The organism is Mucilaginibacter conchicola, from assembly GCF_003432115.1.
Lineage (GTDB): Bacteria > Bacteroidota > Bacteroidia > Sphingobacteriales > Sphingobacteriaceae > Mucilaginibacter > Mucilaginibacter conchicola.
The window spans coordinates 65,708-85,520 of sequence record NZ_QWDC01000001.1; the positions used below are offsets into that span (position 1 = coordinate 65,708).

Sequence of the window (19,813 nt, forward strand, 5' to 3'; positions counted from 1 at the left end):
TTTCGCGACTTAGCGCGAAAACACAAGTCATGAATTTAAAAAAAGCAAGTTATAACCTTGGGGTTATTGCCACCATCATCGTTTTATTCTGGATAGGCATCGTAAAATTTACGCCGAGTGAGGCCGCAGGTATCAAAGGCTATGTTTCGCATAGTTTTTTAATGAGCTGGCTGTACCATGTAGCATCAGTACAAGGTGTATCAAACATTATCGGCACCGTTGAAATTGCCACGGCCATCTTACTCATCATTTCCTTTTGGAATACTAAAATCGGCCTTATTGCCGGTTATATAAGTGCCGGTATCTTTCTTATAACACTTAGCTTTTTGTTCACCACGCCAGGTGTATGGCATTTAATGGATGGCGTACCTGTTACCGACTTTTTTGTGGTGAAGGACATGGCCTTTCTTGCCGTGGCATTGCAGGTGATAGACAAGCATCAAACATCCGCTGCAAAATAAATTCTCAAAAAGTTTGTAAGGGCATCCCTCAAAACCCGACAGACTGTTAAAATTTCACGCAAATGAATACATTCAGAATTTTAAGAGCAATATCAGCAGTTACGCTGCTGCCGTTTACACTTACCGCCTGCAAAAAGGATAATAACTATGATAATGCGCCGTCTCAGCAAACTACCATCACGGTTGAGAATGTGCTTAAATCACAGCCGCTTGTAGAATCTGGTACTTTCCAGGGCGTGGGCTCACCTGCGCTGATTTTGCCGGGGCAATCAACCACTATTACATTCTCTGCTGCAAAAGGCGAGGCCCTGTCTTTCGCTACCATGTACGGCTGGTCTAATGACCTGTTCTTCGCTCCTGAGAACCCTGGCATACAGGTTTACGATAAAAGCGGCAACCCTATTGATGGCGACGTTTCTGCCCAGGTAAAGCTATGGGATAACGGTACGCGCATCAACCAGAAACCGGGCGCTGCCGTCAGTCATCCGGGTACTGCTGATAGTAAGAACATCACCGAGGTAAAAGGTGTTGATGCGCAGGGTAACACTTACCTTGAAGCATCTAAACTGGTTAAAGCAACGCTTAAGTACCAAGGTAACTCGGTATTTACGCTTACGCTGCAGAACACATCGGGCGGTACGGCTAATGAAACTCCGCTTAGTCCGGGTGTATGGTCGGTATCGTACATTGCCGGTGGTAATCTGCTTGCGCCAAATCCGCTTTATGAGGCTGGTAAACCAACCGCCAACGGTTTAACCAATATTGCAGAAGCAGGTGATAACTCAATGCTAAGCGCTTATGCAAAAGGCATCACCGGTATCTTCACGCCGCTCTCACCTGTGCTGGTTGTGGTTTATAACGGGATAGATAATCCTATCTACAAAACAGGTGAATTGGACATGGGGCGCGGGCTAAAAGCTTTGGCACAACAAGGTAATGCCGATACATTAGCTGCATATCTGAAAACCCAAAAAGGTGTGAAAGCTGTTTACGTACTGCCCGCTCCTGACAGCAAAGTACTGCTGCCGGTTATTGGAAACCAAAAAGGTGGCATGGTATCGCAACAACTTAACGTAAGCAAAGGCGACCGCATAGCCATAGCAACTATGTATGGTTTTTCGAATGATTGGTTCTTTGCCTCGGCTGATAACGGTGTTGATGCTACCCAAAAAGGCGATATATCAAACAGCACAAAATTATTTGATGATGGTACGGCCATCAACCAGTTCCCGGGTGCAGGTATAACGCAATTTAACCTGGCCGGTACGCCGCTTAAAGAAAGCAAAGCTATTGCTGCGGTACCTAATCCAAATGCATTTACAACCCTGCCTGATATTGCGGGCATTATTAAAGTAACGCTTAAATAGTTGTGTGTGTCAATTCTCTGGTGGGCGGCTTTGTGCCGCTCATCAGAGAATTTTTACCCTGATAAAATAAATAAAAACCTCGCTTATAGCCAGATACGTATATGCTCAAAAAAATATCATTTATTTTGTAAGCTTTTGTTTTCGGTTACGACTAAGTGCCATAAAAAGCTCCTCTTGAGATAAAGAGCAATTATATACACATGGATGCGGAGATCATAGAACATACTACTATACATACGCTTGAGCCCCAAAAATGGGTAGAGCTGTACGCTGATTACTTGTACACTTACGCACTCAGTAGGCTTAACGATGAAGAGACTGCACGTGACCTTGTGCAGGATACGTTTTTGTCGGCGCTTGAGAAAACATCATCCTTCAGAGGCGATAGTACCGAGCGCACCTGGCTCACGGCCATCATCAAATACAAGATCATCGATGTTTATCGCAAGCAATCGAGAGGGTTAACGGTAAAAAAGGCCGATGCTTTTGGGGATGATGAGAACGAGTTTTTTGACGCTGATCTTAATCACTGGAAAAAAGAACACTGGCCGGCTCCCTTTGGTGTTGAGCAGCATGATCCTTTGCATAACAAAGAATTTATGAGTACGCTGCAAAGGTGCCTTACCAAACTGCCGCCGCTTTGGAACTCGGTTTTTAAAATGAAGCATATTGACGATGAGCAGACCGATGAAATTTGTAAGGAGCTGCGCATAAGTGCAGGTAACTTTTGGGTTATTATTCACAGGGCTAAAGTGAACCTTCGTTCGTGCCTGCAAAAAAACTGGATATAAGATGAAGAAGCGACTGAATACTGAGATAGAAAAAATAGCCTACAACTGCAGGCAGGCCACGCTGTTGATAGAGAAAAAGCAGGAAGTTGAACTCACCAACCGCGAGAAACTGGAGTTGAAGATCCACCTGGCCGGCTGCTATATATGCCGCGTGTATGAAGAACAAAGCGTGCTGATAAACAGCATGATGAGGACTTTATTTAAAGGTACATCAACCGATGGTATAAAGCTGGATGACAGCTACAAACAAAAGCTCAAAAAGCAAATAGAAGATGAGCTTGATAAAAAATAATACCGCAATGGAAAACAAGTTTGGCGCATGGTCGCCATTACTTTTAAGAATAATAACCGGCATTGGCTTTATTGTACATGGTTGGGCAAAAGTAGCCCGTGGCACAGCGGGTTTCGAAAAATTATTGATCCAGACAGGCATACCCATGCATCACCTCATGTCGATCATTGCGCCGTACACCGAAATATTGGGTGGCGCGGCATTGCTGGCAGGTTTGTTTACACGCCTTATTGCCGTGCCATTAATAGTAACCATGCTAACCGCAATGTTCACTGTTAATATTAATTACGGTTTCAGCTCTATAAAAACTATAGGTTTAACGCCAAGCGGCCCTTTGTTTGGCCCGCCGGGATACGAGATCAATTTGTTGTACATAGCTGTTTTGCTGTCTCTCATCATCACAGGTGGGGGCAAGTTCTCTGCCGATCATCAGTTTAAGCTAAAGTGGCGTTAACGGTCTCGCTTCGGCTTTGTATCAAATCAATAAATGCATTAAGTGCCCTTGCTGGCGCTGCGCTGCTACGCGATATCAACACAGTGCTCATAGTACCCAGTTCTTTACCAACGGGGAAAGTTTTAATGTTTTTAGCCAGATAGTAGCTTTTTATGATATCGGCAGGCAACATGCTGATACCCAAACCGGCCTCAACAAAGTTGATAACAGCCTCTATCGAGTTAACCACAATAGGCTTGTACTGCATTACACCCTGCGCACTCAACCATGATTCCAGTCTGGCTCTAAATACACATCCCTGGTCAAATACCACTATTTTAACCAGCGGGTTACCGGTAAGCAGTTTGGCAAGCGTTTCTGTTTTGGCAGGGGCCAGGATAGTAAGTTGCTCTTCAGATATAGGCTCAGACCGTAAGCCCGCGATGCTCACCGGCCCGGGTACAAACGCTGCATCAAGGTTATGGTCCAGCACATCTTTAATGAGTTCTGCTCGCATGGCCGATTTAAATTCCAGCTCGACACGAGGGTGCAGTTCGGCAAAGCTGTTAAGTATATCGGGCACTTTGAGCACCATGGTAGTTTCAATACAACCTATCTTTAAATGCCCGGCCAATGAATCGGCACTGTTTATCTCCGTTTTGGCTTCCTCAACCAGATGGGCTATCTGTTTTGCGTAATGCGATAATATGTCGCCTGCGGGGGTAAGTGAAACCTTGCGCGGGCTGCGTGCAAACAGCGGTGCGCCAAACTCTTCTTCAAGGCTTCTGATACGCGCGGTTACGTTTGATTGTACCGTAAACATTGCCTCTGCGGCTTTGGTAAAGCTACTATGCGTGGCAACTGCTTCAAATATTTTAAGGTCGTTGATATTCATAAATCATTTTTTATGATTATTAAAATCAAAATTAATCGTTTTTAATAATCAATTATAGGGAATACTTTTGAATCATCAAAACAGAAAAACAATGAACAAAAAAATAGTAAGCTACCTGAGTGTGTTGCTGATGACTTTTGCAGGAGCAGCAAACGCCCAAAAAACAAAAACACCAAATACAACAAACATGAAAAATAACCAGGTTCATTTCAATTACATCAAAGCCAATGGTATAAACGTTTTTTACCGCGAAGCAGGCCCAAAAGATGCTCCGGTAATATTGCTGCTGCACGGTTATCCAACATCATCATTTATGTACAGGAACCTTATTCCTTTGCTTAGCGAAAAATACCATGTAATAGCGCCCGATCTGCCAGGGTTTGGCTATACCGATATGCCCGCTGCCGATAAATTCAGCTATACGTTTGAGAATTTCACCAAAACCATGCAGGACTTTATTGACCAGTTATCGCTTAAACGCTTTGCTATTTATGTGTTTGATTACGGCGCACCTACAGGCTTCAGGCTGGCACTGGCTAACCCTGAGAAGATAACCGGTATTATCTCGCAAAATGGCAATGCTTATGATGAAGGCCTTAGCGATGGCTGGAACCCCATTCGCAAGTATTGGGAAAACCCGACTAAAGAGAATAGGGAAGCCCTGCACGAGGTAGTGACCATGAAGATAACCCGCTGGCAATACGAGCACGGTGTAGCCGATAAAACCCTGATAGCACCTGAGACTTATACTTTAGACCAACACTTTCTTGACCGCCCTGGCGCTGCGGAGATCCAACTGGATATTTTGCGCGATTACCGAACTAATGTATCGCTATATCCTAAATTTCATGAATACTTCAGGCAGTACAAGCCAAAGCTACTGGCGGTTTGGGGAGATAAAGATCCTTACTTTTTACCGGCTGGTGCACAGGCGTACAAAAAGGATATACCTGACGCTAAAGTGGTTTTGTATGATACCGGCCACTTTGCTTTAGAAACACATTGCGAGGAAATAGCCGCTGAAATTATGGCGTTTATGGCAACGTTGCCTAAGTAATAGTTTAAATTAAAAAGGCTTCGGTACTATCCCGAAGCCTTTTTATATCGCCCTGGTAGGCGCGTTACCATATTGTTTTTTATAAGCGTGAGAAAAGTGCGAAAGCGTTTCAAAGCCCAGATCAAGGTAAATGGCTGATGGCTTTTGTTGTTTGTGTTCTATCAAATGTTTGGCTTCGGCCAGGCGGCGTTGCTGCAGCCATTGGTGTGGTGCCATGCCAAAGGTTTTGCTGAAATCGCGTTTAAAACCGGCAAGGCTTCGGCCCGTTAGTTGGGCAAACTTTTCAATGGGCAGGTTAAAGTGGAAATGGCTGGCCATAAAAGTTTCCAGATCTATCTTATGCGGTGCCGAAAAATCAAACAGCAAATTCTTTAGCTGTGGCATAGCGTGCAACAAGAGTTTAACCGCCTCGCGCACTTTAAGTACACCCATTTCCTGCGTTATGGTATCTGCCGGACTATGCACGTATGGGACGATTGATTGGAAAAATCCTTTCAGGTATTCGTTTGGTGTGATGAGGATGTTTCGCTCGCCGTTATGCTTTTCTTTTATATCTATCTGCTCTTCAAGGGCTATTTTTCTCAATATCTCTTCCTGCAGGGTAATAATGATGGTTTGGTAAGGTTCATCATCCAGAGGCGTTTTGTTGATCTGTGCCAGCTGGTTTTTGCCTATCAGCAGCATCTGGCCTTTTTGCATGGTAACCTGCTGGTGAGCAGTTTCCAGGCTAAATAGCCCGGAAACCTGCATTACCAGTGTGTTATGTTTCAGGAATCCTACCTTATCCTTGCGCTTGGCAGAAAGGTAAGAGTAGAATACAATGCCCGGAATTATCTCGGTAGGGTTAACCATGCGCTAAATATATAAAATTGACTTAGCGTTGCAGATAAGTACCGCCAACAATAGCACCAGGCGCAAAGTGTGTGTTCAATAAATTCATTTCTTCGGCAGAGAATACAATTTCCATTGCGGCGGTATTCTCCGGCAGGCGGCTTCTGCGGCTCATGCTCACCAGCGGCATAATGTGCTCTCCCTGTTGGTTTACCCAGGCAATAGCCAGTTGGGTAGGGGTAACGCCTTTATCGTTTGCCATTTGTTTCAGCAGTTCAACTTTCTCCAGGTTTTTGATGAGGTTAACTCCCTGGAAACGCGGGAAATGGTTCTGATAAGCATCAGCAGCAAGGGGCGCTGTCATGGTGCCGGTCAATAAACCCTCGGCAGTGTTGGCAAAGGCTACTACAGCTATGCTTAATTCTTTGGCTACTGGCAACAGTTCGGCTTCTATCTGGCGGTCGGCTAACGAATAACCTATTTCTAATGCTGATATAGGGTGAACATTATTAGCCTCACGTAATTGTGCAGGCGTAATTTCAGATACACCAATGTGGCGCACTTTGCCTTCTTTCACCAGATCCGCCACGGTGCCAATGATATCCGCAACCGGTACGCTGCCATCCATGCGGCAGGGCTGGTAAAGATCAATAAACTCTGTACCCAAGCGTACCAATGAATAGTTGATGAAATTCTTAATCGCCACCGGGCGAAAATCCATCCCGATAAATTGCCCGTTATGAACCATACCGCCAAATTTTACGCTGATGAAGGCGTCGTCTCTGCGGCCTTTAATGGCTTTGCCTACCAATAACTCGTTATGGCCTGCGCCGTAAAAATCGCCGGTATTTAAGAAATTGATGCCGCTGTCTAAAGCCGCCTGTATGGTGGCAATGCTTTCGGTCTCGTCACCAGCTTTGCTTCCCCAAACAGAAGACATGCGCATACAGCCTAAACCAAGTTTTGAAACCAGCGGCCCGTTATTTCCTAATTGTATCTTTTTAATTGCTGTCATTTTCTTTGTTTTGTTTTGATATACAAAGATGCAGCCAATGTAAATGATCAAATGTCGTGTACTGCTCAAAATGCTTGCTTGTGAGGCTCGCAGTATTCTCCATCTTTATAAAGCCTAAAGCACTGAAGGGAATTTGGGGATAATAGACCTTTTAATTCAACCGTTAGATAAATATCTAATTAATATAAGATTATTATCTTGTGGCTGTTATGGAGAACCTAAAGCTATCACCTTCTTCCGTTGAATTTACTTACAACCCTGTTATCAATTTTGCGCTTCAGCAAAATTATGTGCCGGCTATTCGCGAACTGGTTATCAGTAATCCTTTTGAAACCGACATTGCCGGATTAACCATCAGCGTAAAACCTGAGCCTGAGTTTGCTGCCAGTTGGACAGAACAAATAGGCCTTATACAAACGGGCGCATCGGTTACCCTGCGACCTTCCATTAATCCGTCCACAAAGTTTTTGGGTGACCTTACCGAAAAGCTGACGGCGAACTATACTGTTACCATTAACAGGGGCGATGATGTGCTGTATACCGGCAACTACCCGGTGAATCTGTTAGCGTTTGACCAGTGGAATGGGGTAGGCTTGATGCCCGAGATGCTTGCTGCCTTCTCTACGCCAAACCATCCGCAAATTGCCGGTGTGATACGCACCGCGGCCGGCATTTTAGGTAAGTGGACAGGCAACCCATCTTTTGATGAGTACCAAAGCAAAGAGCCGGATAGGGTGCGTAAACAAATGGCCGCCATATATGAAGCCATAGCTCAGCTGCAGCTTATATATTGTTCTGTACCTGCAAGTTTTGAAGAAACTGGTCAGCGTGTTCGCCTGGCCGATACCATATTTAGCCAAAAGCTGGCCAACTGTCTCGATATGAGTTTGCTGTATGCCGCCTGTCTTGAGGCGGTGGGCATCAGGCCTTTGCTTATCATTACTAAAGGGCATGCCTTTACCGGTGCCTGGCTTACCGATGATTCGTTTGCTGATGCCGTTAATGACGACCCCTCGCTGATCACCAAACGCATGGCCGAAGGGATAAACGATATTGTGGTACTTGAGGCAACGTGTATGAATGCCGGTCAGCAAAGCAGCTTTGATGATGCTGTGCGCTCGGGCGAGCAAAAGATGCGAAACACCGACGAGTTTATTCTTTTTATAGATGTTAAACGTGCCCGTTTTGGTGCAGTGAGGCCTTTGCCGTTGCGCATTGCCACCGCACACGGCTGGGAAATTGCCGAACCTGAACTGAGTACCAGAGAAGCCATATCACCTGAGGATGTTATTAAAGGGCAGAAACTGGTAGAGGTTAGTCATATCGACATTTCCAAACAACGGTTGTGGGAACGTAAACTACTTGATCTTACGCTTAGGAACAGCCTGCTCAACATCCGTATCACCAAAAGCGTGATCCAGTTTATGACGGTGAACGCCGGTAAACTGGAAGATGCCCTGGCGGATGGGAAAGAGTTTCAAATATTAGGCAAACCATCTGACTGGGATAATGCCGTGCGCGATAGTGGCTTATATCAAACACTTCACCAAAGCGATCCTGTTGCTAACCTGATAGAGCATGAACTTTCGCAAAAACGACTGAGGGCATACCTGCCTGATAATGACTTGAACGATAGCCTTACCAGCCTGTACCGTTCATCGCGCGTATCTATTGAGGAGAATGGTGCTAACACACTTTATATTGCCCTCGGCTTATTAAAATGGTATGAAACGGATGCCAGCCAGCGCCCGCGTTATGCGCCTATATTGCTGCTGCCGGTAGAGATTGTTCGAAAATCGGCACAGCGAGGTTTTGTGATCCGCAGCCGCGAGGAAGAAACCATGATGAACATTACCTTGCTGGAGATGCTTCGCCAGGATTTTGGCCTTACCATAGGTGGTTTGGATACATTGCCGCGCGATGAAAGCGGGGTGGATGTAAAGCTGATATTCAATATAGTTAGGCAGGCCATCATGTCGCGCCCGCGCTGGGATGTTGAGGAACAGGTACTTGCCGGAAACTTCTCGTTTAGTAAGTTTATTCTCTGGAACGATATTCATAACAACGCCGATAAACTCGCTAAAAATAAAGTAGTTGCCAGCCTTATATCAGGTAAACTGGAATGGGATGCCACAGATAGCATTGCACCCGATGCCATTAATGATGAAAAGCTGCACCCTGCAAAAGTGGCGCTGCCTATCAGCACCGATTCATCCCAACTGGAAGCCATCCTTAGCTCGGGCGAGGGCCGTAGCTTTGTGTTGCACGGCCCGCCGGGTACAGGTAAGTCGCAAACCATTACCAATATTATAGCCAATGCGCTTTACGCAGGTAAACGCGTGCTGTTTGTAGCAGCAAAAAAAGCGGCGCTTGATGTGGTGGAGAACCGTTTAGAGTCTATCGGTATAGGTTCTTTCTGTTTAGAGCTGCATTCAAACAAAGCCAAAAAGACAACAGTATTAGAGCAGTTAAAAGCAGCTACCGAAGTTGCCCGCCATGCCCCGCCCGGCCGGTATACCGAAGATGCCGAACGCCTGTTTAACCTGCGTAACGAACTTAATGGTTATGTAAGCCTCTTACACCAGCGTTATCCCTTTGGTTATTCCTTGTTTGAGCTGATAACGGCTTACGGCAACATCAAGGAAGATAGCAAGGTATCTTTCCCTCTGGATGCCTTTGAAAGCCTCACCACGCAGCAAGTTACCAACTGGCGCGATATTGCAGAAGATGTTGAGGCAGCAGGCAAACAAATAAGCAAACCCAACGGCCACGCTTTGGCCGCCATAAATATTGAAAGCTATTCGCCGGTGATGCAGCAGCAGGGTGCCGAGCTTATCCTGCGCCTACAGGCCCTGCTTTCGCAATTGCGCGATCAGTCTGATATCACAGCCGATCTGCTTAAACTAAGTCAGGGGGTGAAAACTATTGAACAGGAGCAGGCACTGGCCCAATTAACACAAGCGCTTATCCAGCTGCCCGATGTGCCTGCCAGTTTATTACAGGCTGATAGCTTTGAACAAACCCTTGCAGGTTTAACAGGCCTTGCCGAACATGGCATTAAACGTAATGCTTTAAGAGATGGGTTGCTGCAAGGCTATCGTAAAGAAATACTCTCTTTCTCCGCAGAGACCACGTTAAGCAAATGGCAGATAGATGAAGGGAAATGGTTTCTGCCGCGCTGGCTGGGCCATCGCAGTATAGCGAAATCATTAAGGGCAATATCGGTAAGCGGACAGGTTGATAAAGACAGCATAGTGCCTGTATTATCTGACATTATTAATTACCAGGAAGAGCAGGCCATTATTGATAAGGCAAATCATCTGCCGCAATTATTAGGTTTTCTGTGGAAGAACGGCGAACCCGACTGGCAGCAGCTCATTTTAGCCTGCGAAAAGCTGATCACTATAAGCCGTGCAGCATCGGCGCTAATTGGCACAAGCAACGCTGCTGCTTGGCGCCGTGCTTTAGCAGCTGAGTTTAGTGAAGGCAGCAAGGCCTATACTCACGAACATGAGCAGGTTTTACAACAATACCTCGAAACAGAGGAGCAAACCCGCAATACCATGGCCGCGCTGGCCGATGTGCTAACTGTAGATTTTGCACAGCTAAGCACCGCCGGTAGTAACTGGAAAGAAGCGGTAAGTAATGTTATCGCCGGCTGGCAGAACAATCTTATTCAACTGCCCGATTGGTATAACTGGCTAACTGCCAAACGCAAAGCAATGCTTAACGGTTTGGCTACTTTAATATCTGCTTACGAACAAAACCTTGTGCCTACAGGTAAGGTGGTTCAGCATTTTTTGAAGGGATTTTATCAATCTGCCGCAGGGTATATTTTAACAAAGAACCCGCAGTTAGCTACATTTAACGGTGAGCTGTTTGAAGATAAGATCCGTAAATTCAAAGAGATAAGCACTGCCTTTGAGACCTTAACCCGACAGGAATTGTACGCACGCCTTGCCGCTAACATCCCGTCGTTTGTGCAGGAAGCTTCGCAAAGCTCTGAGATAGGGATGCTGCAGCGTGCTATCCGCAATAACGGCAGGGCGATGTCTATCCGCAAGATATTTGATTCAGTTCCTAACCTGCTACCGCGGTTGGCACCTTGCATGCTTATGAGCCCTATATCTGTTGCGCAGTATTTTGATGCCGATAGCCCTAAATTCGACCTCGTGATATTTGACGAGGCATCACAAATGCCAACCTGCGAGGCCGTAGGTGCCATAGCTCGTGGTACTAACGTTATTGTTGTAGGCGATCCTAAACAAATGCCGCCTACCAGTTTCTTCAGCACCAACAATATTGATGAAGATAATATTGATAAGGAAGATCTGGAAAGTATTCTTGATGATTGCCTGGCGCTATCAATGCCATCAAAACACCTACTATGGCATTACCGCAGTAAGCACGAGAGTTTGATAGCCTTTAGTAATGCTAAATATTACGATAACAAGCTGCTCACTTTCCCGTCAACAGATGATATTACCAGCAAGGTTAAACATGTTGCGGTTGAAGGTTTTTATGATAAAGGTAAAACCCGCACCAATCTCGCCGAAGCAAAAGCTATTGTTAACGAAGTGGTGCGCCGCCTGTCAGATCCTAAACTGGCGCGCTTTAGCATGGGTATAGTTACTTTCAGTTCGGTGCAGCAATTATTAGTTGATGACCTGCTGAACGATGTATTTAAGCTGAGACCCGATCTGGAAAAGCTGGCGCTTGAAGCTGCTGAACCCTTATTCATCAAAAACCTGGAGAATGTACAGGGTGATGAACGCGATGTGATCCTGTTCTCGATATGTTATGGTCCGGATGGCAACGGTAAATCAACCCTTAATTTTGGCCCTATTAACCGCGAGGGTGGCTGGCGAAGGCTTAATGTGGCCGTATCAAGGGCTCGTTACGAGATGATGGTGTTCTCAACTTTGCGCTCAGATCAGATTGATCTTAACCGTACGGCATCAGAGGGTGTGGCCGGTTTAAAAGCTTTCCTGGCGTATGCCGAGAAAGGTCGTACCGCACTGCCATACAGGCCAAAAATATCGGTTGGTACGCATGGTGCATTTGAGCAGCAGATAGCTGAGCAATTAGAGAAAGAGGGCTACACCGTGCATACGCAGATAGGTTGCTCAGATTATAAGATAGACCTTGCGGTAGTTGATCCTGAGGACAGCGAACGTTATATCCTCGGCCTGCTAACCGATGGTAACAATTACTTTGAAGCCCGCACATCCCGCGACCGCGAAATAGTACAAACGGATGTATTGCGTGCGCTTGGCTGGCAAATTCATAAAGTATGGGCAACCGAATGGTGGACACGCCCCGAGAAAGTGCTCGCGGGTATCATAAAAGCTATTGACGCTGCACGCATAAAAAAACAAGAAATAGTTGTTGAAACACCGCCTGCACCGGTACAAACGTTAACGCCAATAGAGGTGCCGCTTGCCACTGCTACAGCACCCGCGCAATCGCCTGTTAGTATCAGCAAAGGCGTGCCTTATGAAATTCATCAGCCGGAGCCGCAGCAAACCCAATCTGCCGATGACATTTTTTATCCGCAGAATGTAGCAAGGATAAAGGCGCAGATATTTAATATACTTGAGGTTGAAGCACCAATCAGTCGCGATTTGCTTGGTAAACGCATTTTGGGTGCATGGGGTATAGGTCGCATGGGATCGCGCGTGGGCGCGCACCTTAATCAGGTTTACGAGAAGATGAACCTGAGGCAGGAAGGTGCAGGTTACAATGTGTTTTTCTGGAAAGGCGGACAACAGCCTGAAGATTACCGTATTTTCAGGATAGCTACAAATGAAGCACAGATACGTTCTGCTGAAGACTTGCCGCCTGAGGAGATAGCCAACGGTATCACCGAGATACTAAAGAACCAGATAAGCCTGCCCACTGCCGATCTGATACGCGAAGGGGCAAAACTGTTTGGTTATGCGCGTACAGGTTCAAATGTTGAACAAGCCATGCTGGCCGGTATCCGTAAGGCTATTGAAAGGGGCGAGGTATCAGAAGAAGGAGATAGGATCGTGTACCGCTCTGCGAGATAAGCTGCGATAATAAAGCCTTGGAAATGATTTTTCTGAGGCTTTATCATAAACCATTGGTACGTTGTTGCTATGCATCACATTGGTAAAATGCTATCTTCTTGCTATCTTTCACGGTTATTAGATAAGAGCGATGAAAAGAAGGGACGGTTTTGATGGTCAGAAAATGATCAACCTGCCAAAGGATATCTACAAGAAATCGTTTAACACTAAAACTGATTTCCTGCAGTTGTATGTGGCGCATATTGGCTTTTTCCCTAAGGCATTGGGCCACTATCGCGAATGGCCGAACGGTTGTGAGGATAATATCATTTTCTATTGCCTGCAGGGCAAAGGCTATTACATTACTGAAGGTAAAAAGCACGAGATGACGGCGAACCAATTCACCATCATCCGCTCTACCAATACCCGCCTCCGGTACTGGGCCGACGAGGAAAACCCATGGACTATTTACTGGATCCACTTTAAAAGCGAGAACATGGCTGAGATAAACAAACTGCTGCAGTTTGATCAGCACCATAGCCCTGTACAGATCCCCTATAACAAAAAGGGGATAGACATTTGGCACAATATCTATAAAACGCTTGAAGACGGTTACAGCCGCGAGAACCTTTTTAACGCTGCATTTTGCCTTAACTATTTCCTGGCTACGTTTCTTTTCCCAGATAAGCACTTTGAAAAAACACAGGCAGAACATCCGGATATGGTAGCTACCACTATCAAATTTATGCGGGCCAACATCGAGAAAAGACTCACCGTTGAGGATATGGCCAAACATAACCAGTTATCGGCCTCACATTTTTCAACAGTATTCCGCAAGGCTACAGGTATGCCGCCAATTGATTATTTCAATAACCTTAAAATGCAGAAGGCTTGTCAGTTACTTTATACCGATCATTTAAAAGTACGTGATGTGGCTTTTCAATTAGGTTATGAAGACCCATTTTACTTCTCCCGCATCTTTAAAAAATACATGCAGGTATCGCCCGAGCGTTACAAACTGATGCATGCCATGTAATTTAAAGCTAAAAGTTTACTTCAAATTGCTCAGTTTGGCTATAAATAATATAATAGTCCATCTCGTTTGAAGCTTTATCCATTTTAAGGAATTTTTTTGCGCTGTAATTTTAGCCAACCAATTACCAATTTAAACGAGTATGAGATATTTAACTAAATGCAGGCTAAAGCCTTAGCCTCAATGTGGTCTGCCCACTAACGATCAGCATAAGCCCTTTGCTTTAATCGTTTCCTGATAACAGTATTTGCGATTAAACCGGTTACCCATAAATGGGGTGATTAGGATTCTTATTGCCCTGTTTTTTCAGCAATGGCGTGGTGGGGTTACCAGGTAACCGGCAGATGTAGAGACCGATAACTAATTCCAAAAACATGATGAAGAAAATTTTATGGAAAAACTTTACGAGCGAACTGATAAATGTCAACCATACAGATACACCCCAGCGAAAGCCATAGGGGCTTTTTGTGTTTGTTTGATATTGAGTTTTTTATTAACGGGTAAGTCGTTTGCCCAATCAAAGATAACGATAACCGGCCGCGTGGCAGATAGCACCGGTACCAGCATTGTAGGCGCCAACATCACTGCAACAAACCACAAGAACGTGAGCACAGCTACCGATGTGAACGGTAAATTTGTGATAGATGCTGAAGCAGGAACTATCTTCCGCATTACCTATGTTGGTTATAAAGAGAACGGCTTCACCGTAACCAGCGGCAAAACGGTATACAATATCACTATGGCTGTGGTTAAAAACGAATTTGCCGATGTAGTGGTTACCGCCTACGGCCGCAAGCAACGCAAGGAAGCAGTTGTAGGTTCTGTTACCACTGTAACCCCAAGCGAACTGAAGATACCTGCAAGTAACCTTACCAATGCACTGGCAGGGCAGGTGGCGGGTGTAATTGCCTACCAGCCCAGTGGCCAACCCGGCATGGACAATTCATCTTTCTTTATCCGTGGGGTAACCACTTTTGGTTATAAGCGCGACCCGCTGATACTGATAGATAACGTTGAACTTTCAACATCAGACCTTGCGCGTTTGCAGGTGGATGACATTGCAAGCTTCTCTATCCTTAAGGATGCGAGTGCTACAGCATTATATGGTGCCCGCGGCGCAAACGGTGTTATCCTGGTTACCACAAAAGAGGGTAAAGTAGGTAAGCCGCAGATCAACTTCAGGGTAGAGAACTCTATGTCGCAATCGGTTAAAAACCTGGAACTGGCAGATCCTATTACGTATATGCGGTTGTTTAACGAAGCTACCGTTACACGCGATCCGTTGAGCCCGCTGCCTTTTAGCCCTAATAAAATCATCAATACCCAGGCTACGCTTGCAAAAGCACCCGGCAGTAACGAGTATGTTTACCCTGCGGTTGATTGGCTTAAAACCTTATTTAAAGACCACACCAGCACCCAACGTGCCGATATGAGTGTAAGCGGTGGTGGTGGCGTTGCCCGGTACTATGTTTCTGGCTCTTACAACGTTGACCATGGTGTGCTGCGCGAGGATATCAGGAATAATAACAATAACAACATCAATTTCCGTAATTACCAGTTGCGTTCAAACGTGAACGTGAACCTCACCAAATCAACAGAATTGGTACTAAGGTTATCCGGTACTTTTAACGAATACAATGGGCCGCTAACGTCTGATGCTTCGTTCTCAACCGATTTATATAACATTGCCATGCACACCAGCCCGGTGCTGTTCCCGGCGTTTTACCCGGCTGATGAGGCTAACCAGAACACGCAGCACATCTTGTTCGGTAACGCGCCGGCAGCGGGTAGTTCGGCATCAAATGCAGTGGCCTATCTTAACCCGTATGCAGCTTTGCTAAGGGGGCATAAGAATTTTTCGCAGTCGCGGATGTCGGCACAGTTGGAGTTGAACCAGAAACTGGATTTCCTTACTAACGGATTGAATTTCCATGGTTTGTTCCATACCAACAGATACTCATACTTTGAATCGTCAATGGGGTACTCGCCGTTTTACTACAACATCGGCTCGTACGATAAACCATCAAATACTTACACCTTGTCGTGGTTAAACTCACAACCAGGTGCAGCTACCGAGTATTTAACCTACTACAGAGACCCAAACACCAGCCAGCTGAACACCTACATCTTCTTCCAGGGGGTGGTTGATTACTCAAGAAGATTTGGTGATCATAACATCAGCAGTTCTTTAATCGGTACACAGCAGCAAACACTTTATGGTAATGCAAACAGCCTGTTTACCTCGTTACCATACCGCAACCTTACACTGGCGGGCAGGGCTACTTACTCGTTCAAAAGCCGTTATTTCCTGGAGTTTAACTTTGGTTATAACGGTACCGAACGTTTCTCTGCCAAGCATCGCTTCGGCTTTTTCCCAACCATTGGTGGTTCTTGGATAGTATCTGACGAGAAATTCTGGGGCGATAAACTGTACCAGTTTGTATCGCGCTTAAAACTAAGGGCCAGCTATGGTACCGTAGGTAACGACCAGATTGGTAACCAGCGTTTCTTCTACCTGTCTGATGTTAACCTTAACGGCGGTAACCCGGCTTACTTTGGTACAAATAACGGTTATGGCCGCAATGGTGTTACGGTTTACAACTATCCAAATTCAGACATCACCTGGGAAACATCGCGCCAGCTAAACTTAGGCGTGGAGATGACGATCTTGAAGAACCTGAACATTGTTGCCGAGGTTTACAAATATCACCGCTACAACATTCTGCAAAACCGGACATCAATACCTACCACTATGGGGCTTGAAGCAGGCGCCAGTGCCAATTTCGGCGAAGCCGAAACAAAAGGTTTGGATCTGCAGATGGATTACAAGACAAGCTTAGGCCAAAGCGGTTGGTTGCAGGGCAGGGGTAACCTAACCATCGCCAGCAGCAAATACTCAAAATACGAAGAGCCGCAATATCCCGAAGCTTACCGCTACCAGGTGGGCCAAACCATTAACCGCGCGGTAGGCTACATTGCCGAGCGTTTGTTTGTTGATGACAACGAGGCCCGTAACTCGCCAACGCAGATCTTCTCTACCAATGGCGTGGCACCCAAAGGCGGCGATATCAAATACCGCGACCTAAACGGCGATGGTAAAATTGATGGCGCAGATTTAACCTTCATCGGTTACCCTACAGTGCCAAACATTGTTTACGGCTACGGTTTATCAGGTGGTTATAAAGGATTTGATCTTTCTGCTTTCTTCCAGGGCCAGGCGCAGGTGAGTTTCTTTATTGATCCATCTCGTACCAGCCCATTCATTCAAAGCCCCGATGGCGCTTATGCCAGCGGTAATACGCAATTACTGAAAGCTTTTGCTGATGATCATTGGTCTGAAAGCAACCAAAACCTGTATGCCCAATACCCAAGATTAGGTACTACCGGCAACCAGATTGAAAACAACAGGCAAAACAGTACCTGGTGGATGCGCGATGGTAGCTTCCTTCGCCTTAAATCGGTTGAGTTTGGTTACACTATCCCGGCCCGTTTAACCCAGCGCTGGAACATGACCAAAGTGCGCATCTATTTCAACGGTTTAAACCTGTACACCTGGAGTCCATTTAAGTTATGGGACCCGGAGATAGGGGGCAATGGCTTTGCTTACCCTATACAAAAGGTGTTTAACATTGGCCTTAACGTAAACTTATAACCGACCAAACATCAGATAACATCATGAAAAGAATATACCCAATATTTTGCCTGGTACTGATAGCGTCGCTATTTGCATCATGTAAAAAGTACCTTGACGTAGCGCCTGATAATACAGGCACGCTGGAGTACGCATTTAGAAACCGCAACGAGGCAGAGAACTACCTGTTTACCTGCTATGCTACCCTGCAGCAGTTTGCAGAGGCTACAACCAACCCAAGTTTTACCACCTCGGGCGAGATCATTTACCCGAATAACCTTACCAAACACCCTATAGATGAGACTGGCTTTAACATGCTGCGCGGAACGCAGAACAGCAACAACCCCGGCTTAAACTACTGGGATGGCGAGAATAGCGGTAAGGCAGTCTTCCGTTCTATCCGAAGGTGTAATACCATGCTGGAGAACATCGATAAACCTGCCGACCTTTCATTTGCTGAGAAAAAGCGCTGGATAGCCGAGGTTAAATTCCTTAAAGCTTACTATCATTTTTACCTGGCCCGCCTTTACGGCCCGGTGCCATTGATAAAAACCAACCTGGATATCACCGCATCCTCAGACGAGATAAAGGTGAAACGCGCCACCATGGACGAGACCTTTGCCTACATTACACAATTGTTGGATGAAGCTATCCCTGATTTGCCGCCGGTTATCAATAACCAGGCACAGGAGCTGGGCCGTATCACGCAGTTGATCGCACTATCTGTTAAGGCCGAGGTATTGGCTACGGCTGCAAGTCCGCTGTTTAATGGTAACCCAGATTACAGCAGCGCGCAAAATAAAGACGGCCAAAAGCTTTTCTCATCAACTTATGATGCTGATAAATGGGTGAAAGCTGCTGATGCTTGTAAAGCTGCTATTATGGCTTGTGAGGCAAACGGTTTAAAACTTTACACTTTTATCCCGCCAGCGGTGATCACTTCACTGCCCGATTCATTGCGTAAAGTGCTTACCATACAAAACGCGGTGACTGAAAAATGGGAGCTGAACAATGAACTGATTTGGGCGCTAAACCCAACGTTCGACTGGCAAGGTTACGCTACCCCGCGTATGACACAGAAGAGCGTGGTAAACATTTTCTCAAACCCATCAACCTTTGCGGTGCCGTTGGCTATGCAGGAGTTATTTTATTCTGATAAGGGTGTACCTATTAATGAAGATAAAACGTTTGACTATGCAGGCCGCTACAGCTTGAAAAAGGGCGATCAGGACAGCCGTTTCTATATCGCAAAAGATTCACTTACTGCTAAAGAGCACTTCAATCGCGAGCCGCGCTTCTACGCCAGTATTGGTTTTGATGGCGGTATCTGGTACGGTAACGGTAAATTGAACCTTAACGATATGTACCACGTTTGGGCACGCGGCATTGAATCTTACGCCGGCCCTAAGGATATCAATACTTTAAATATCACCGGTTACTGGCCTAAGAAACTGGTGCATTATCAATCGGTATATGATGATGGTTTTCAGCAGATAGCTTTCCGTTTACCGTTGATCCGTTTGGCTGGTTTATACCTGCTTTACGCTGAAGCTTTGAACGAGGTGAATGGCCCAACAGCAGAGGCTTATAGCTATATAGACAGGGTACGTACCCGCGCCGGTTTGCCTGGCGTGGTTGATGCTTGGTCTACATACTCTAAAAATCCTTCAAAATTTGCTACCAAAGATGGTTTCAGGCAGATCATTCACCAGGAAAGAAGACTGGAATTGGCATTTGAAGGCCAGGCTGGCTGGGACTTAAGAAGATGGAAAGAACTGCAAAGCGTATTGAGCGTGCCTATGCAAGGCTGGAATGTTTACGAAGCGCAACCTGCCAACTATTACCAGCCCCGTACACTGTTCAACGCCATATTTGGTGTAAGGAACTACCTATGGCCTATTAAGGACAATAGCCTGATAGTGAACGGCAATCTGGTTCAGAACCCCTACTGGTAATCAATAGTCAACATTAAAAA

At 45.8% G+C, this 19,813-nt stretch carries 13 protein-coding genes; 10 read left to right on the forward strand and 3 right to left on the reverse strand.

Features of this window, described 5'->3' with window-relative positions; translation table 11 throughout:
* Nucleotides 1-29: 29 nt before the first annotated feature.
* The 5 genes from D0C36_RS00245 (at nucleotide 30) to D0C36_RS00265 (ending at nucleotide 3,365) form a co-directional block, all read left to right on the forward strand.
* Nucleotides 30-461 (forward strand): DUF417 family protein, encoded by a 432-nt coding sequence (locus D0C36_RS00245; RefSeq protein WP_117389595.1) that lies wholly within the window; start codon nucleotides 30-32, stop codon nucleotides 459-461.
* 62 nt (nucleotides 462-523) lie between these two features.
* Nucleotides 524-1,828 carry a spondin domain-containing protein gene (locus D0C36_RS00250; protein ID WP_117389596.1) on the forward strand — a complete coding sequence of 435 codons (1,305 nt, stop codon included), beginning with the start codon at nucleotides 524-526 and terminating at the stop codon, nucleotides 1,826-1,828.
* A 200-nt stretch (nucleotides 1,829-2,028) separates the two neighbouring features.
* A complete protein-coding gene (locus D0C36_RS00255) occupies nucleotides 2,029-2,619 on the forward strand; it encodes a sigma-70 family RNA polymerase sigma factor (protein WP_117389597.1) in 591 nt (196 codons plus the stop codon).
* Between the two features lies 1 nt (nucleotide 2,620).
* Complete coding sequence (locus D0C36_RS00260) at nucleotides 2,621-2,911, forward strand: hypothetical protein (protein ID WP_117389598.1); 291 nt, start codon at nucleotides 2,621-2,623, stop codon at nucleotides 2,909-2,911.
* 7 nt (nucleotides 2,912-2,918) lie between these two features.
* The gene (locus D0C36_RS00265) at nucleotides 2,919-3,365 is read left to right on the forward strand and encodes a DoxX family protein (RefSeq protein WP_117391308.1); all 447 of its coding nucleotides are present in this window, start codon (nucleotides 2,919-2,921) and stop codon (nucleotides 3,363-3,365) included.
* Here the strand turns inward: D0C36_RS00265 and D0C36_RS00270 are convergent.
* Nucleotides 3,346-4,239 carry a LysR family transcriptional regulator gene (locus D0C36_RS00270; RefSeq protein ID WP_117389599.1) on the reverse strand — a complete coding sequence of 298 codons (894 nt, stop codon included), beginning with the start codon at nucleotides 4,237-4,239 and terminating at the stop codon, nucleotides 3,346-3,348. The genes D0C36_RS00265 and D0C36_RS00270 overlap by 20 nt on opposite strands.
* A 91-nt stretch (nucleotides 4,240-4,330) precedes the next feature.
* On the opposite strand from D0C36_RS00270, the gene D0C36_RS00275 reads away from it, so the two are divergent.
* The gene (locus D0C36_RS00275; RefSeq protein ID WP_233524376.1) at nucleotides 4,331-5,296 is read left to right on the forward strand and encodes an alpha/beta fold hydrolase; all 966 of its coding nucleotides are present in this window, start codon (nucleotides 4,331-4,333) and stop codon (nucleotides 5,294-5,296) included.
* 42 nt (nucleotides 5,297-5,338) lie between these two features.
* On the opposite strand, the gene D0C36_RS00280 is transcribed toward D0C36_RS00275, so the two are convergent.
* Both D0C36_RS00280 and D0C36_RS00285 read right to left on the reverse strand, forming a co-directional pair.
* On the reverse strand, nucleotides 5,339-6,148 hold the full coding sequence (locus tag D0C36_RS00280; RefSeq protein WP_117389600.1) for a helix-turn-helix domain-containing protein: 810 nt from the start codon (nucleotides 6,146-6,148) through the stop codon (nucleotides 5,339-5,341).
* A gap of 22 nt (nucleotides 6,149-6,170) precedes the next feature.
* On the reverse strand, nucleotides 6,171-7,142 hold the full coding sequence (locus D0C36_RS00285) for an aldo/keto reductase (RefSeq protein WP_117389601.1): 972 nt from the start codon (nucleotides 7,140-7,142) through the stop codon (nucleotides 6,171-6,173).
* A 209-nt stretch (nucleotides 7,143-7,351) separates the two neighbouring features.
* Between D0C36_RS00285 and D0C36_RS00290 the strand changes: the two genes are divergently transcribed.
* From D0C36_RS00290 to D0C36_RS00305, 4 genes are all read left to right on the forward strand, one after another.
* Nucleotides 7,352-13,195, forward strand: coding sequence for a DUF3320 domain-containing protein (locus D0C36_RS00290; RefSeq protein ID WP_117389602.1), 5,844 nt, complete (start codon nucleotides 7,352-7,354; stop codon nucleotides 13,193-13,195).
* A 130-nt stretch (nucleotides 13,196-13,325) separates the two neighbouring features.
* Complete coding sequence (locus D0C36_RS00295; RefSeq protein WP_117389603.1) at nucleotides 13,326-14,210, forward strand: AraC family transcriptional regulator; 885 nt, start codon at nucleotides 13,326-13,328, stop codon at nucleotides 14,208-14,210.
* Nucleotides 14,211-14,688: 478 nt separating this feature from the next.
* The gene (locus tag D0C36_RS00300) at nucleotides 14,689-17,859 is read left to right on the forward strand and encodes a SusC/RagA family TonB-linked outer membrane protein (protein ID WP_233524377.1); all 3,171 of its coding nucleotides are present in this window, start codon (nucleotides 14,689-14,691) and stop codon (nucleotides 17,857-17,859) included.
* Nucleotides 17,860-17,882: 23 nt separating this feature from the next.
* Nucleotides 17,883-19,793, forward strand: a complete 1,911-nt coding sequence (locus D0C36_RS00305) for a RagB/SusD family nutrient uptake outer membrane protein (protein WP_117389605.1) — start codon at nucleotides 17,883-17,885, stop codon at nucleotides 19,791-19,793.
* Nucleotides 19,794-19,813: the final 20 nt, after the last annotated feature.

Bases quoted from the DNA above. Each gene is read 5' to 3' on its own strand.
- D0C36_RS00275 (WP_233524376.1), top strand. From the start codon at position 4,331: ATGAACAAAAAAATAGTAAGCTACCTGAGTGTGTTGCTGATGACTTTT.
- D0C36_RS00285 (WP_117389601.1), bottom strand. From the start codon at position 7,142: ATGACAGCAATTAAAAAGATACAATTAGGAAATAACGGGCCGCTGGTT.
- D0C36_RS00290 (WP_117389602.1), top strand. From the start codon at position 7,352: ATGGAGAACCTAAAGCTATCACCTTCTTCCGTTGAATTTACTTACAAC.
- D0C36_RS00250 (WP_117389596.1), top strand. From the start codon at position 524: ATGAATACATTCAGAATTTTAAGAGCAATATCAGCAGTTACGCTGCTG.
- D0C36_RS00245 (WP_117389595.1), top strand. From the start codon at position 30: ATGAATTTAAAAAAAGCAAGTTATAACCTTGGGGTTATTGCCACCATC.
- D0C36_RS00295 (WP_117389603.1), top strand. From the start codon at position 13,326: ATGAAAAGAAGGGACGGTTTTGATGGTCAGAAAATGATCAACCTGCCA.
- D0C36_RS00260 (WP_117389598.1), top strand. From the start codon at position 2,621: ATGAAGAAGCGACTGAATACTGAGATAGAAAAAATAGCCTACAACTGC.
- D0C36_RS00265 (WP_117391308.1), top strand. From the start codon at position 2,919: ATGGAAAACAAGTTTGGCGCATGGTCGCCATTACTTTTAAGAATAATA.
- D0C36_RS00270 (WP_117389599.1), bottom strand. From the start codon at position 4,239: ATGAATATCAACGACCTTAAAATATTTGAAGCAGTTGCCACGCATAGT.
- D0C36_RS00305 (WP_117389605.1), top strand. From the start codon at position 17,883: ATGAAAAGAATATACCCAATATTTTGCCTGGTACTGATAGCGTCGCTA.
- D0C36_RS00280 (WP_117389600.1), bottom strand. From the start codon at position 6,148: ATGGTTAACCCTACCGAGATAATTCCGGGCATTGTATTCTACTCTTAC.
- D0C36_RS00255 (WP_117389597.1), top strand. From the start codon at position 2,029: ATGGATGCGGAGATCATAGAACATACTACTATACATACGCTTGAGCCC.